Raw genomic sequence first — 15,563 nt, forward strand, 5'->3', positions numbered from 1 at the left:
AATGCCTTAGAATAATAAGTTAAGCAATGTACTTTCTCGCATTGCGGAACATACGAATCCAAGCACTATCTTCAGTGTCATCAGAACGTTGCCATGTGTTTTGCACATTGCGAATCACACGTTCAGGATGTGGCATCATAATACTAAAACGCCCATCTGTGCTGGTTAATCCAGTGACACCCTGCGGTGATCCGTTTGGATTAAACGGATACATCTCAGTAGCTGTAGATGCATGATCAATAAAGCGCATCGTCACTAATTTCTGTGCTAACAGCTCATTGACAGCGTTAGTCTGAGAAAATTCCGCAAAACCTTCACCATGTGCAACAGCAATTGGCATTTTGCTACCAGCCATGCCATTAAAGAAGATAGATGGAGACTCTAAAACCTCTACCATGCTCAAGCGCGCTTCAAATTGCTCTGATTTATTTTTCACAAAATGTGGCCAATGCGCCGCACCTGGAATCAGCTCGCGCAGATTACTCATCATTTGACAGCCGTTACATACACCAAGCGCAAAGCTATCTTGACGATTAAAGAACGCAGAAAACTCATCGCGCGCACGTGCGTTAAATAAAATAGATTTAGCCCAGCCCTCGCCCGCGCCAAGCACGTCACCGTAAGAGAAACCACCACAGGCAACCACACCCGCGAAGTCTTTAAGAGATACTCGACCTGCAATAATATCGCTCATGTGAACGTCATAGGCGGCAAAACCAGCACGGTCAAATGAAGCTGCCATTTCCACATGGCCGTTCACACCTTGCTCACGCAAGATAGCCATTTTAGGACGCGCACCGGTTGCAATGTACGGCGCAGCAATATTTTCACTTGGGTTATAAGTTAACTCTGCAAACAAACCACGGTCAGAATCGTTTAACAATCTGTCGTATTCTTGCTGAGCGCTTACTGGGTTATCACGCAGCTTTTGCATATGGTAAGTAGTTTCAGACCACATACGATGCAAGTTAACGCGCGTATCAGCAAAGATTACCTGACCATTTTGTTTGATCTCAATTTGGTTAGCCGTTGTCACCTCTGCCACCACATGTGCCAACCCATTGAACTGAGCAACAATCGCTGATGCATCTTTTGCACGCACCTGAATCACCGCACCTAGCTCTTCGTTATACAGTGCATCAACAACACTGCCTTGCAAGCTAGATACGTCTACGTTCAAACCACAGTGTCCAGCAAATGCCATCTCTACCAAGGTAGTAAATAAGCCGCCATCAGAACGGTCGTGGTAAGCCAAAATCTTGCCAGACTTATTCAACTGCTGAATCGTATTGAAGAAGTGTTTTAATTGGTTAGCATCATCAACATCAGGCGCTACGTTGCCAATTTCGCCATACACCTGCGCAAGGCTTGAGCCGCCCATACGGTTTTTGCCTGCGCCTAAGTCAATTAATATCAACTGAGAAGCAACATTGGTTTGTAATTGTGGCGTGAGTGTTTTACGTGCATCTGGTGTTGCGGCAAATGCTGTCACTACCAATGAAATTGGTGAAGTTACAGACTTGTTTTGACCATCATCATTCCACACCGTCTTCATACTCATGGAGTCTTTACCCACTGGGATACTGACGCCCAATTGTGGACATAGCTCCATACCCACTGCTTTCACTGTTTCAAACAGGGCAGCATCTTCGCCAGCATGCCCAGCTGGCGCCATCCAGTTGGCTGAAAGTTTTAAATCGCTGATGTCATCAATCAAACTCGCGGCAATATTGGTAATAGACTCACCAATCGCCATACGACCAGATGCTGGAGCGTTGACTAACGCGAGTGGTGCTTTTTCACCGATGGCAAAAGCTTCGCCACGGTAAGTTTCATAACCAGCTAAGGTGACGCCAACGTCAGCCACTGGCACTTGCCATGGGCCAACCATTTGCTCACGCGCGACCAAGCCAGTCACAGAACGGTCACCAATGGTAATCAAGAATGTTTTATCTGCAACACCCGGTAAACGCAACACGCGCGCAGCCGCGTCTTTCAAGTCTATTTTGCTAGTATCAAACGCTTTAAGTGTTTGCACCGTGCTTTTCACGTCACGCGTCATTTTTGGTGGTTTACCTAGCAATACAGACAAATCCATATCCACTGGTTTGTTGTCAAAATGACTGTCAGCGACCGTTAAATGACGCTCTTCTGTGGCGTAACCCACCACCGCATAAGGACAGCGCTCACGCTCACAAATTTCTTTAAAGCGCGGTAAATCTTCTTGCGCAATCGCCATGACATAGCGCTCTTGCGCCTCGTTGCTCCACAGCTCACGTGGTGACATGCCTGGCTCTTCATTATTCACATCGCGTAATTGGAATATTGCACCTACACCTGCATCGTTCACTAGCTCTGGGAATGCATTGGAAATACCGCCTGCACCCACGTCATGAATACTTAAAATCGGGTTGTTTTCGCCCAACTGCCAGCAACGGTCAATCACTTCTTGCGCTCTACGTTCCAACTCAGGGTTACCGCGTTGTACAGAGTCAAAGTCCAAGTTCTCAACGTTGCTGCCAGTATCCATACTAGATGCCGCACCGCCACCCAAGCCAATCAGCATTGCTGGGCCACCCAATTGAATCAGTGCTGCACCTGCTGGAATTGGATTCTTTTTAGAGTGCTGTGCAGAGATATTACCGATACCACCTGCCAACATGATTGGTTTGTGATAACCACGCACTTCAGTATTGCCATTTGCAGCTGGCGCTTCAATTTCCAAGGTACGGAAATAACCGGTAATGTTTGGGCGACCAAACTCATTATTATAGGCAGCGCCACCTAATGGGCCATCCACCATGATTTGCAAAGGTGAAGCAATGCGATTAGGTTTGCCGTAAGCAGCTGATTCCCAAGGTTGCGTAAAGTTAGGAATATTCAAATTAGATACAGAAAAACCAGTTAAACCCGCCTTAGGTTTAGAGCCACTGCCCGTTGCACCTTCATCACGAATCTCACCACCCGCACCCGTTGCAGCACCTGCAAATGGAGAAATTGCGGTTGGGTGGTTGTGTGTTTCCACTTTCATCAAGAAGTGCATATCTTCTTCAATAAAGCGATATGCGCCATCTTCAGATGGGTAAAAACGTTTGGTAGGTTCATTCGCTTGCTGACCCGCCACAATTGAAGCGTTATCAGAGTACGCTACTACTGTTTTGCCTGGGTTTAGCTTGTGCGTATTGCGAATCATCGCAAATAGAGACATCTCCTGTTGCGCGCCATCAATCACCCAATCTGCATTAAAGATTTTATGGCGGCAATGCTCAGAGTTTGCCTGTGCAAACATCATTAACTCAACGTCAGTTGGGTTACGCTGCATTCTGGTGAAGTTATCGAAAAGATAATCCACTTCATCAGGCGACAATGCCAAACCCATCTCATTATTGGCTTGATCAAGTGCAGCCTTACCGCCTTGCAACACATCGATCGTGCTTAAAGGTTTAGGCGTATCGGTATGGAACAACTTATCCGCATCTTGCTTGTTATCAAACACTGATTCTGTCATACGGTCATGCAGCAACGGCAACAACAACTTACGCTCATCGGCTGTGAGTGCTTGACCATTTTTTGTTTGCACATAGTAAGCAATGCCGCGTTCTACACGCTGAGTGGCTGGCAATCCGCAATGCTGCACAATGTCTGTCGCACGCGAAGCCCAAGGCGAAATCGTGCCAACGCGAGGCAGCACCAGAATAAATTCGCCACTAGGCTCTTCCGCCTGCATGCTAGGGCCATACGTTAAAATTTGGTTCAGTGTGTTTTCTTGCAGGGCTGATAGCTCACCATCCACCCATATAAAATGCCAAAATTCAGCGTAAACATGCCCAATGTTTGGGCAAATTTCACTTAGCTTATTTTGAATTTTTTCAATTCTGAAAGGTGATAAAGCAGCACTGCCACGCAGGCTAATCATTTGTGGGTTTGGATTAGATTGGCTCATTAAACTCAGCTAAATATCAAGGACATGAATAATCCAAGATTTTAACAGATTAGCGCCTGTTAAGTCGCTAATTTGGCAGGCAAATTAATCAAGATATTTCAACTTAAGACCTGTGCTCGAATGGTACTTTCTCATTAACCTTCCTAATACCGTCATTCCCGCGAAAGCGGGAGTCCACTGTAATCAAACACTTAGATAGATTCCCGCTTTCGTGGGAATGACGGGGGTAGGCAGTTTTATAGAAAACGAGCATATTTACCAGCCCACGCAAAGGGCTTGACTAAATAAACCACCGCCTTTATGGCCCAATACTCAAAAAACTGCATTTAGATACTGAATATGCGCCTAAAGCTAGATTGGCAACTAAGTTTGACTCGTTAGCCACTGCCTGCGCCAAAAGATAGTGAGCATCACCAATGCGATACCGAGCATTAAACCCATTGCCCACCAAAAGCCGTCTTTATCTGCCAGCCACGGCATCTCATGAAAGTTCATACCAAAAATACCGGCAATCAGCGTAGCTGGCATAAATAGCATCGCCACCACGGTTAAGGCGCGCACTTCCAGGTTAACGCGCTGACTCACGCTCGCCATGTAAATATCCATCATGCCGCTTAATGCATCGCGGATAGACTCCAGCGATTCAATAAAACTGACGGTATGGTCGTACACATCCCGCAAATACGGCATGGTCGCGGGTTTGAAAAAATCATTTTCGTTACGGGTTAAGGTGTTAATCACTTCACGTAGCGGCCACACCGCGCGGCGCAACTCTATGCTCACATGCTTAAGCTGATGAATCGCATGCAGCTCGGTATTGGTTGGTTTGCGCAGCAGCACCTCTTCAAGCGCCTCGCTCGCATCCCCTACCGCCTCCAGCACGCTAAAGTATCTATCTACCACGCTATCAAGCAATGCGTAGGCTAAGTAATCCACGCCCAACTCACGAATATGCGCACGGCTTGCACGCATGCGCGTTCTCACTGGCTCAAAATTACCGGTAGAGCGCTCTTGAAACGTCAGCAGATAATCTCGCCCTAATACAAAGCTCACCTGCTCTGAGTCCATTGCCATCGCAAGTTTGTCGTACCTGAAGCAACGCGTTTCTAAAAACACGTAATCGTCAAATTCGTCTATTTTCGGGCGCTGCTCGGTATTGAGAATATCTTCCTGCACCAAGGGGTGTAAGTGGAATAAATCGCCAATTTGCTTAATCAGCGCAGCATCATGCACGCCATGCACATTTAGCCAAAGCTTTTTGCCGGCGTTGGTGTAATCGCTCAATTTAAAGCTGGCGAGTTCATCGGCACTTAACACTTGCTCAGTCAATTCTGCAGCGTCATAAGCCATCACGCTTACGATAGGCTTTGCCACTTCTGCGGCATCAGCATCCATACTGCCCACATAGACTAGCGAGCCCGGCGCCATACCGATTTTTGTAGAAAGATGCTTTTTAGGTTTACGCCGTCTTTTCATTGATTAACCTGACTTATATTTAAGTGCGTATATTTAAGCACTTATGTATTAAGTGCCCATGTATTAAACACTTATGGATTAAGCGCTTATGCTTTAAACGCCTCGCCTATCGCCATAAAGTTACCACCCGCCACATGGTGTATGGTGCGTAACTCATCATGCCCATCAAAATGCCAATGCCCATTACTAAACACACGTTCATCCGCATGCGCCGCAACCACCTCACCTAAAAACAAATCGTAAGCATCCTGAATATGCGGCTCGGCAATCAGCTTGCACTCCAGCCAAGCCACACAGCCCGCGACTAATGGTGCAGCAATCTTGCTGGCGGCAAACGTGGGCAAATCAAAAGCGGCAAACTTATTGTCCGCCTCTTTCCCCAATAGTTCACGCCCGGAGCTAGCACCCACTTGCACCACCATCTCCGCCTGCGCACAGCATGGCACATTAATGGCAAAACTGCCGGAAGCCTCTATCAGCTCGCGTGTGTAAGTTTTTTTATCAATCACAATCGCGATTTTAGGCGGATCAAAATCCAGCGGCATACTCCATGCCGCGGCCATGATGTTGCACTGCTCACCGTGAGCGGTGGTGACAAGCACGGTAGGACCGTGGTTTAGGAGGCGGTAAGCAACATCTAACATTATTGAATTAAACATAAAGCTAACTATTTGAGCCGCTTGGCAACAAACCCTTTTCTTTCTGATACGCTTTCGTTTCGAAAAGAAAATCCGCCAATGTTTTCGCTGCGTTAACTGCTAATTTTGCATGGTGGCGACTAGGTTTATAGCTCCCAGCATGGGCGTCAGACATTTTATTTCGCATACATGCCAAACCGGAAACTATACCCGCCAGGCCGGAAAGAACCTGCTTAAGAGAGTCTGAAATATCTTTTCTACTTGGGTCTAAGTTAAGCAACTTTCTAACCCGAGTAAAAAGCTTATTCAAATCACCATCGTATTCTTGATGAGCTACAACCAACTCCATCTCAATATTTATACACACACCTTCAATCAAAGAGCGCGCATTTGTGATTGCCCCGGAGTAGTCTCCAAGCTCAACTTTTTCTCTACACTTTCGAATTTGTTCTTCTATCAGCGACTCAGATAGCTTAGACGCATCAAAAGGCGCATCAATTTCTATCATTGAGTCTGCTAAATCCCTAACCTTATAAAAATTACCATCCCGAACTACTTCATAGCCATCGAATTTAATTAAGCCATTTACCTTATCAACAGCCTCCTCGACACTTCCATTTGAACTGTCCAGCCAAAGTCTTGGGTCAAGAATTTGACGAATGACACTTTTTAAAATTGGCTTTCCATTCAACTGCTTGATTTTCTCTTGAGCAAATACTCTCCGAGTAGGAAACCCTTCCGCATAAACATCATTAAAACCAAACTGATTAAAGAAATCTATTAACTCAGCGCCTTTTCTATACGGCCATCCAGCAATGTCTCCAGCGACATACTCCCCTAACTTATTTGCAGAATAGTCAGTAATTTTCATTGTAGCTTTCTACTTCTGCCAAGCATCCTTCAATGTCACCGTGCGGTTAAACACCGGCTTACCTGCCACGCTATCTTTTCTATCTGCTACAAAGTAACCGTGACGTTCAAACTGGAAGCTTTCTTCTGGTTTTGCATCTTTCAAACTTAGCTCTAGCTGCGTCTTGATGACTTGCACCGAGTTTTGGTTAATATCGTCTAAGAAGTCACGGTCGCCTTCGCCCGGGTGTGCTTCTTTGAATAAGCGGTCATACAAGCGCACTTCCGCCTCGTAAGCATGCGCTACGCTTACCCAGTGGATATTGCCTTTTACTTTTACGCTGTCCGAGCCCGGCGTGCCTGACTTGGTGTCTGGCAGGTATTCGCAATGCACAACGGTCACGTTGCCATCTGCATCTTTTTCACAGCCTGTGCATTTCACTACATAGCCGTAGCGCAGGCGCACCATGCCGTCTGGCGTTAATCTAAAGAAGCCTTTGCTTGGCACTTCCATAAAGTCTTCGCGCTCAATCCAAAGCTCTTTAGTGAGTTGTACCGTGCGCTTACCCAACTCTGGTTTGAGTGGGTGGTTAGGGGCAAAGCAATCTTCGCTTTGGGATTTACCATCAGAATCTAGTGGGTAGTTATCAATCACTAGTTTAATTGGGTCTAACACCGCGATGCGGCGCTCTGCATCAACGTTTAACACTTCGCGCATGCAGTCCTCCAGAATCGTATATTCGATCCATGAATCTGCCTTACTCACACCGATACGGTCGGTAAATAGCTTAAAGCCAGCTGGCGTATAGCCACGGCGGCGTGCACCCGCGATGGTTGGCAAGCGTGGGTCATCCCAGCCGCTTACGTGTTTTTCTTCTACCAATTGAATCAATTTACGTTTTGAAAGCACAACATAGGTGAGGTTTAAACGCGCAAATTCATATTGTTTTGGCAATGGGTGCGCTAACAATCCAGCTTCTGCTAGGCGCTCCAACAGCCAATCGTAAAATGGACGTTGGTCTTCAAATTCCAGCGTGCAGATAGAATGGGTAATGCGCTCTAATGCATCTTCAATCGGGTGGGCAAAGGTGTACATCGGGTAAATGCACCATTGGTCACCAGTGTTGTGATGGTGTGCACGGCGCACGCGGTAAATTGCAGGGTCGCGCATATTGATGTTAGGTGACGCCATATCGATTTTAGCGCGCAATACCATACTGCCATCGGCATGTTTACCATCACGCATTTCACGGAAACGCGCTAAGTTTTCAGCAACAGTGCGGCCGCGATAAGGTGAGTTCTTACCTGCTTCGGTTAATGTGCCACGATTAATACGCATTTCGTCTGCACTTTGCTCATCTACATAAGCATGGCCAGTTTCTATCAGGCTTTCAGCCGCGCGGTACATTAAGTCAAAGTAGTTGCTGGCGAAATACAGGTTGCTCTCGTTAGCGTTATCCCAACCAAAGCCTAGCCATTTCACTGAGTCTGAAATGCTATCTACATACTCTTGGCTTTCTTTTTCTGGGTTAGTGTCATCAAAACGTAAATGACAGATACCGTCAAAATCACGTGCTAAGCCAAAGTTTAAGAAAATAGACTTGGCATGACCAATGTGCAAATAGCCATTAGGCTCTGGCGGAAAGCGCGTGCGAATTTTAGCCGCATCTACAACGCCTGTATCTTGATGTGCCGCATCGCCTGGGCTACCTGCCCATTTTTTGGTAGCGTATTTATTTTGAGAGAGGTCTTTTTCAATAATCGCACGGATAAAGTTAGAGCCGGCAGGAATCGGTGTTTTTTCAGATGACATAGCAACAAATTCAATTTAAGTTGCCGCTATTTTACACCAGCTTACTCGCTTGTATGAGTACCTGTATAAATTGATTATATGCACCTCAATTCAAACCATGTACGCCACATTAACACTAATGAATTCATGAATAAATCAGCGTTAGATATAGCCAAGCGAGGCTTATCAACATGCCTATGCTAAACTTAGACCATGATGAACAGCTTAACTTTTCCCATATTAAAATTGCTCGCGGATGGTAAATTTCACTCGGGTGAGGCCATTGCACAACATTTTAATGTGAGCCGTGCCACTATTTGGAATGCATTACAACACGCAGAAAGCTTAGGTATTGAAGTCTTTTCAGTACGTGGCCGAGGCTACAAATTACCGCAGGCACTCACACTGTTGGACAAGCAATCTATCATCAACAACATGAGCCAACAGCACGCATGGCTTAATGTAGAGGTGTTTGACACGCTGCCTTCCACTAATAGCTACTTGATGCAAAACATGAGCGCGAAAACGCATGGCACTTGCGTAGTCACCAATTTACAAACCAGCGGGCGCGGCAGGCGTGGCCGTGAGTGGCAAGCCAGCTTGGGTGCAAGTTTAACTTTTTCGCTGTTATGGCGCTTTCAATGCGGTGCCGCTGCACTATCCGGATTGAGCCTAGCAGTAGGCGTGGCGCTCATCCGTGGCTTGCATGAAATAGGTGCAACAGAAGCCAAGCTGAAATGGCCTAATGACATTCTGATCAATCAGAAAAAGCTGGCTGGCATATTAATTGAGCTACAAGGTGATATGGAAGGCCCGAGCACTGCCGTCATCGGTGTGGGCATTAATTTGCAGTTGCCCGAAACGCTGTTACAGAAAATTGACCAGCCAGTCAATTATTTAAACCAAGCGGTATTGCATACCGTCAGCCCTAATTCGCTCATGGCGATTCTACTTAAACATTTGGTAGAGGTACTGTTAACATTTGAAAGAGATGGTTTTGACGGGCTACGTGATGAGTGGGCCACGCATCATGCTTACCACCAACAAGCTGTACGCATGCTCATGCCCGATGGCAGTGAAGTCACTGGCATCGTACAGGCGATTAGCGAAAATGGTTCACTGATTGTTGAAACAGCCAATGGCCTGCAAAAATTCATGTCGGGTGAAATTAGCTTGCGTAGCGCCAGCACGCAAGCTCATGCTAATTAGCATTTGAGCTTCCCCCCTAAGTTAGACTTGGCGAGATAAGTATGGAAATGCTGCATAAACAAAACATCAAAACACTGAGCTCAAAAATGGTTGGTGTTAAAATAACTATTAACGTCTTAATAAGAATATAAAATCGCCATACCAGCGCTGCTACTAACGACACTGCGCGAGTATCGCTTTAGGTAAATTACTAGAATGTGGCATATTGCTGCATCAGCGTGGATAAATATGGTGCTAACAATTGATGCTGGCAACACGAGAACAAAATGGGCGTTGTTTGACGATGCTGGCAACATCCATCATCAGGGTGCGTGTTTAAATAAAGAGATTGCGTCAGCCAACATGCTACCTGGCTCGCTTACATGCGAACAGATTGTGATTTCTAATGTTGCAGGCGAAGAACATGCAAAACAGCTGCACCACCTCACCGTTGCTTATCAGGCTACTGCTTACTGGTTTACTGCGAGCAAACAATGCAGCGATGTGATTAACAACTACGCCACCCCAGAGTTACTAGGTAGTGATCGCTGGGCTGCGCTAATTGCAGCATGGCACATGCAACATGAAACCTGTGTAGTGGTGAACGCGGGCACTGCAACTACAATAGATGCAATCGTGAGCACTCAAATTAATGGCGAGGTCTTTGGTGTGTTTATTGGCGGCATGATCTTACCTGGCATAGACATCATGCAACAAAGTTTAGGGACTGCCACAGCTCAATTACCAAAAACTACAACTGATACCGCCACTCGTCAGCAAACTGCTGTTAGTCCATTTGCCACTACAACTACCAATGCAATCTACAGCGGTGCAGCCCATGCGACATTAGGCGCAATCAAACACATGCTACAGACAGTTGAGCATCAATATGGGCATACACCTGCGCTTATCATCAGCGGTGGTAACGCTATACTGATACAGCAAAACCTTACAAACGAAAATTCAGCTGACAGTGCCGCTCAACCGACAAAAAAACCTGTTACGATTGCGGATAACTTAGTGCTACAAGGCTTATATCTATCTACAACGCCTGCCATTAAACAAACTACGCAAAGCACATTGTCATGAAATACTTTTTTTGGCTATTCGCATTCATCAACATTGGATTATTGGGCTATTTCAATCTCGATGTTGTTTTACCAAAACCAGCCCAAGTGCAACAGGCAGAAATTGCACCTGAAAAAATCAAAGTGTTATCACAGCAAGAAATTGACGCACTTGCAGTAACCAAAAAGAACGTAGCCACTTCAGCGCCCCCGCCAGTGATTGATGTGTGCTTTGAATGGAGCGTGTTTTCTGACGCCAACCTAACTCATGCACAAACGGCACTAGAAAGCCTCACCCTGCAAGCAACGGTCAAAGAGCAAACCACACAAGAAGCTAAGCGCTTTTGGGTATACAGACCGCCTTTTAAATCAAGCACAGAAGCACTAAAAAAAGCGGCAGAATTAAGGGCTAACGGAATAACAGATGTTTTTGTCGTACAAGAGCCTAGGTGGAAAAATGCAATTTCCTTCGGCATCTTCAGCGATGAGCAATTGGCTATTAACTTACAAAAAGAACTGCAAGCCAAAGGAATTAAAGGCGTTGAAAAGTCCTTACGCAGCCAAGGTAAAAGTTATTCCAGTTTATTGCTGAAAAACCTGACTGAAAATGAAATTGCTGAAATCAAAAAGCTTAAACCAGATTTCCCGGCTGCAGAACTCAAAGAAGTTAGCTGCAACGCACTTTAATTCAGTAAACCTAAATCCACTAAACCTGAACTAACTAAACCTAGATTCACTAATTTTGGTTAAGCTGGAAACAACTTACCCGGGTTTAGGACATTATTTGGGTCAAAAGTTAGTTTAAGTGACTTCATTAAGCTTATCGTAGTCGCATCAATCTCACGCGGCACAAATGGACGCTTCGCCATACCCACACCATGCTCACCAGACAGCGTACCTTGTAAAGACAACACCAAACTAAACACCTCATCTAAACACTGATAAGCACGTTTCATTTCATCAGCATTATCTGGGTTTACCAGCAAGTTAACATGAATATTGCCATTACCCGCATGGCCAAAATTCACGTTCGAGATTTGGTGTAATGCCGCAAGCCTCTCTAAACCAGTCAGTAACGCAGGTAGGTGAGACACAGGCACGGCAATGTCTTCGTTAATCTTTTTAGGTGCAATGTCTTTTAGTAAAGGCGACAAAGCCTTACGCGCCGCCCACAACGCTTTAGTATCATGGGCTGGTTTTGCTTCAATCAACCCTGCAACTTGGCATGCCTGCAATATCGCATCAGTCGCCTCAACAATCTCTTGCTGCGATCCATCAACCTCTATCATTAGATAAGCGCGCGCATTCTCTGGTAATAAATTTTGATGACGGCTACGAATCAATGTGAGTGCACCGTTATCTAAAAACTCCAATGCACTTGGTGTATAAGGCTGCGCCATAATGGCAGCAATCGCTTTGGCGCAACTTTCAGTATCAACAAATTCAGCAGTAATGCCGCCTGTAAACTTAGGCAAAGGCGTCAATTTAAGGGTTGCCTCACAAATCACCGCCAATGTACCCTCAGACCCTACCAACAGGCGTGTTAAATCGTACCCAACAACACCTTTGCTGGTGTAGCAACCGGTTTTGATGATCTCACCCTTACCAGTCACAGCTTTTAGGCCAAGAATATGGTCACGCGCCACGCCATACTTCACCGCATGCGGTCCTGCGGCACAAGTCGCTAAATTACCGCCAATACTGCAATAGGCAGCGCTTGATGGGTCTGGTGGCCAAAAGAAACCTACGGGGTTAATCTCATCTTGCAGCACTTGATTCAGCACACCCGGCTCAACAATCGCCATGCGATTATCAGGGTCTATGCTAATAATTTTATCCATACGCTCTAATGACAGCGCAACCCCGCCCGCTTCCGGCACGCTGCCTCCAGCAGTACCAGTGCCACGCCCACGGGGCACCACAGGTACTTTATATGCATTACAAAGTAAAACTACACTTTGTACTTCTTCTATAGTGAGCGGAAAAACAACAGCGATAGGGCTATGATAGTTACGCGAGTTATCGTAAGCATAGGCGTAGCAATCTACAGGGTCGGTATAGACTCTTTCTTTTGGCAAAACTGATTTGAGCTCACTTAAAAAAGCGTCGCTAGAAAACCCATCATTACGAGATACAGTGTAAGAAGCGTTGGTCATGGTAAGTAATCTAAAGCTTTATCTACTAAGGTTTTTTTATCGTTCTGCACTACCGACCCCGATGGACTACCAAGCATCAGCTGCCCCCTTTCGTTATTCTTACGATCAAACACCAAATTATCACCCATGATTACTCTAATCCAGTCTGGATAACTGTAAGCATTGCCATTGTGATGGTCTAGCATTGCCCCAAATTCACCACCTAAAAATATATTGCCATACATTCCTTCATTAGCACGTGAGATCAAGGTTGCATATCCAGTCGCTTCGCCTTCCTTCTCACAACTGATCAATAAGTTTTGATCGGAGCGACGAGCGATGAAAGTGCCTGCAGTAAAAACCACCCATTCACCACGGTCATTTTTGGCTCTACATTTAGCATTGCTAACAAGTGCGTTACTCTTTGAATAAGTCTCAATCTGCATACGCTGATAATCATCTTTCATGATTGATGCGCAGCCACTAAACATCATCACAGTCAGTGTTAGAGAACTATATTGAAACAACTTATTCATTGGCACGGCCTTCTTGAATTAAAACCAGCCTGACATATCGACATGACAGGCTAGTTAGACGTTGAAACAGTTAAGAGACAAACAACACGCTAACGTTGAGTATGTTAGCGTTGAATACTTTAGCGCTTTTTGATATACAAATCGGTAATGGTGCCCTCTTTCATCTCTGCCGCAAAACACACGGTTTCAGATAACGTTGGGTGTGCATGGATGGTTAAGCCTAAATCATGTGCATCAGCGCCCATTTCAATGGCTAACACAGCCTCAGCCAGCAACTCGCCGGCATTAACACCCACGATACCAGCACCAATCAAACGATGGGTTTCTTTATCAAAGATCAGCTTGGTTGCACCTTCAGTACGCGCAATCGATAACGCACGGCCACTTGCCGCCCATGGGAAGCTCGCCTTATCAATGGCAATGCCTTTAGCCTTGGCTTCAGTTTCAGTCAAACCTACCCAAGCTACTTCCGGGTCTGTATAGGCAACTGATGGAATCACTGATGCAACAAATTCTACTTTTTCACCAGCAATCACTTCAGCCGCTACTTTAGCTTCGTGCGTTGCTTTGTGCGCCAACATTGGCTGGCCGACAATATCGCCAATTGCAAAAATGTGCGACACGTTGGTGCGCATTTGTTTATCTACATTAATAAAGCCATAATCATCCACGGCCACCCCAGCATTTTCTGCACCGATGTTTTTACCGTTCGGACGGCGACCAATCGACACCAACACGCGGTCATACACTTCAACACCTTTAGGTGCATCTGCATTACCATTCACACCTTCAAAGGTGACATGAATACCGTCTATCTTAGGCTCCATCTTCGCCACTTTGGTATTGAGCATAATCGCTTCAAAACGTTTTTCCATACGCTTTTGTAATGGGCGCACTAAATCACGGTCGCAACCTTGAACCAAGCCGTCAGTAAACTCAACCACACTCACTTTTGAGCCTAATGCATCGTATACAGTACCCATCTCTAGGCCGATAATGCCGCCGCCAATCACCAGCATACGCTTAGGCACATCCGCTAACGCCAAGGCACCGGTTGAGTCCATAATGCGCTCATCTGCCTCAACACCCGGGAATTTAGTCGCCTGTGAACCTGCAGCAATAATCGCATTTTCAAAGCCTACCGTTGTTACTTTGCCATCTGCCGCTGTCACCGCAATTTGGTTAGCGCTGGTAAACTTGCCCATACCTTGCACCACCGTTACATTACGTTGCTTCGCCATTGCGGCTAAACCGCCAGTGAGCTTACCAACCACATCATTGGCTTTCCAATTACGCAGTTGCTCTAAATCTACTTGCGGTGCACCAAACTTCACCCCATGATGGCTAGACTCTTCTGCCTCAGTAATCACTTTTGCAGTATGCAGTAATGCCTTAGACGGGATGCAACCTACATTCAAACATACACCACCTAATGTCGCATAACGTTCAATCAGAACCACTTGTTTACCTAAGTCTGCTGCACGGAAAGCCGCAGTGTAGCCGCCAGGGCCACTACCTAACACCACCACTTGTGTATTGATATCACTATCGCCAACCGCAACAGCCGTCACTGGCACTGCACTTGGTGTCGCCACAGGAGTTGCAGCAGGTGCTGGCACCTCAGCCTTCACTGGTGCAACAGCTTCAGTAGCCTCTACTAATAACATCAGTGACCCTTTTGCTACTTTGTCACCTACTTTAACTTTAACTTCTTTTACAACCCCAGCTTGTGAAGATGGAATATCCATAGAGGCTTTGTCAGACTCTACTGTAATCAAGGAATCTTCTTTAGCAATCGTGTCACCAGCTTTAACCAGCACTTCAATCACATCAACACTATCAAAGTTACCGATATCCGGCACCAATACTTCAACTAAATTACTCATGCATACCCTTTGCAAACTTTGGTTATTTGTTGCAATTTTAACATTAAACCTCG

At 45.9% G+C, this 15,563-nt stretch carries 11 protein-coding genes; 3 read left to right on the forward strand and 8 right to left on the reverse strand.

Translation table 11 applies throughout. The features are described from left to right. Positions 1 to 19: 19 nt before the first annotated feature. From purL to FG24_RS00905, 5 genes are all read right to left on the reverse strand, one after another. The gene (purL, locus tag FG24_RS00885) at positions 20 to 3,943 is read right to left on the reverse strand and encodes a phosphoribosylformylglycinamidine synthase (protein WP_036300009.1); all 3,924 of its coding nucleotides are present in this window, start codon (positions 3,941 to 3,943) and stop codon (positions 20 to 22) included. A gap of 363 nt (positions 3,944 to 4,306) precedes the next feature. Beyond that, positions 4,307 to 5,419, reverse strand: a complete 1,113-nt coding sequence (gene corA / locus FG24_RS00890; RefSeq protein WP_036300011.1) for a magnesium/cobalt transporter CorA — start codon at positions 5,417 to 5,419, stop codon at positions 4,307 to 4,309. A gap of 86 nt (positions 5,420 to 5,505) precedes the next feature. Continuing rightward, positions 5,506 to 6,078 (reverse strand): flavin reductase family protein, encoded by a 573-nt coding sequence (locus FG24_RS00895; protein WP_036300014.1) that lies wholly within the window; start codon positions 6,076 to 6,078, stop codon positions 5,506 to 5,508. Positions 6,079 to 6,082: 4 nt separating this feature from the next. After that, on the reverse strand, positions 6,083 to 6,928 hold the full coding sequence (locus tag FG24_RS00900; protein WP_036300016.1) for an abortive infection family protein: 846 nt from the start codon (positions 6,926 to 6,928) through the stop codon (positions 6,083 to 6,085). Positions 6,929 to 6,937: 9 nt separating this feature from the next. Continuing rightward, a complete protein-coding gene (locus tag FG24_RS00905) occupies positions 6,938 to 8,719 on the reverse strand; it encodes a glutamine--tRNA ligase/YqeY domain fusion protein (protein ID WP_036300019.1) in 1,782 nt (593 codons plus the stop codon). Positions 8,720 to 8,911: 192 nt separating this feature from the next. Here FG24_RS00905 and birA point away from each other — a divergent pair, with 192 nt between their 5' ends. From birA to FG24_RS00920, 3 genes are all read left to right on the forward strand, one after another. Next, positions 8,912 to 9,907, forward strand: coding sequence for a bifunctional biotin--[acetyl-CoA-carboxylase] ligase/biotin operon repressor BirA (gene birA / locus FG24_RS00910; RefSeq protein ID WP_200876859.1), 996 nt, complete (start codon positions 8,912 to 8,914; stop codon positions 9,905 to 9,907). 228 nt (positions 9,908 to 10,135) lie between these two features. Then, positions 10,136 to 10,975: a type III pantothenate kinase gene (locus tag FG24_RS00915; protein WP_235189702.1), complete on the forward strand. Its 840-nt coding sequence runs from the start codon at positions 10,136 to 10,138 to the stop codon at positions 10,973 to 10,975. Then, on the forward strand, positions 10,972 to 11,640 hold the full coding sequence (locus tag FG24_RS00920) for an SPOR domain-containing protein (RefSeq protein WP_036300023.1): 669 nt from the start codon (positions 10,972 to 10,974) through the stop codon (positions 11,638 to 11,640). Before FG24_RS00915 ends, FG24_RS00920 begins: the two co-directional genes overlap by 4 nt. 59 nt (positions 11,641 to 11,699) lie before the next feature. Here the strand turns inward: FG24_RS00920 and FG24_RS00925 are convergent, their stop codons facing one another. The 3 genes from FG24_RS00925 to lpdA form a co-directional block, all read right to left on the reverse strand. After that, complete coding sequence (locus FG24_RS00925; RefSeq protein WP_036300024.1) at positions 11,700 to 13,109, reverse strand: FAD-binding oxidoreductase; 1,410 nt, start codon at positions 13,107 to 13,109, stop codon at positions 11,700 to 11,702. Continuing rightward, positions 13,106 to 13,624, reverse strand: a complete 519-nt coding sequence (locus tag FG24_RS00930) for a hypothetical protein (protein ID WP_036300026.1) — start codon at positions 13,622 to 13,624, stop codon at positions 13,106 to 13,108. The genes FG24_RS00925 and FG24_RS00930 overlap by 4 nt, the downstream gene beginning before the upstream one ends. 119 nt (positions 13,625 to 13,743) lie before the next feature. Continuing rightward, on the reverse strand, positions 13,744 to 15,510 hold the full coding sequence (gene lpdA / locus FG24_RS00935; protein WP_036300028.1) for a dihydrolipoyl dehydrogenase: 1,767 nt from the start codon (positions 15,508 to 15,510) through the stop codon (positions 13,744 to 13,746). Positions 15,511 to 15,563 lie beyond the last annotated feature (53 nt).

The organism is Methylotenera sp. L2L1 (assembly GCF_000744605.1).
Lineage (GTDB): Bacteria > Pseudomonadota > Gammaproteobacteria > Burkholderiales > Methylophilaceae > Methylotenera.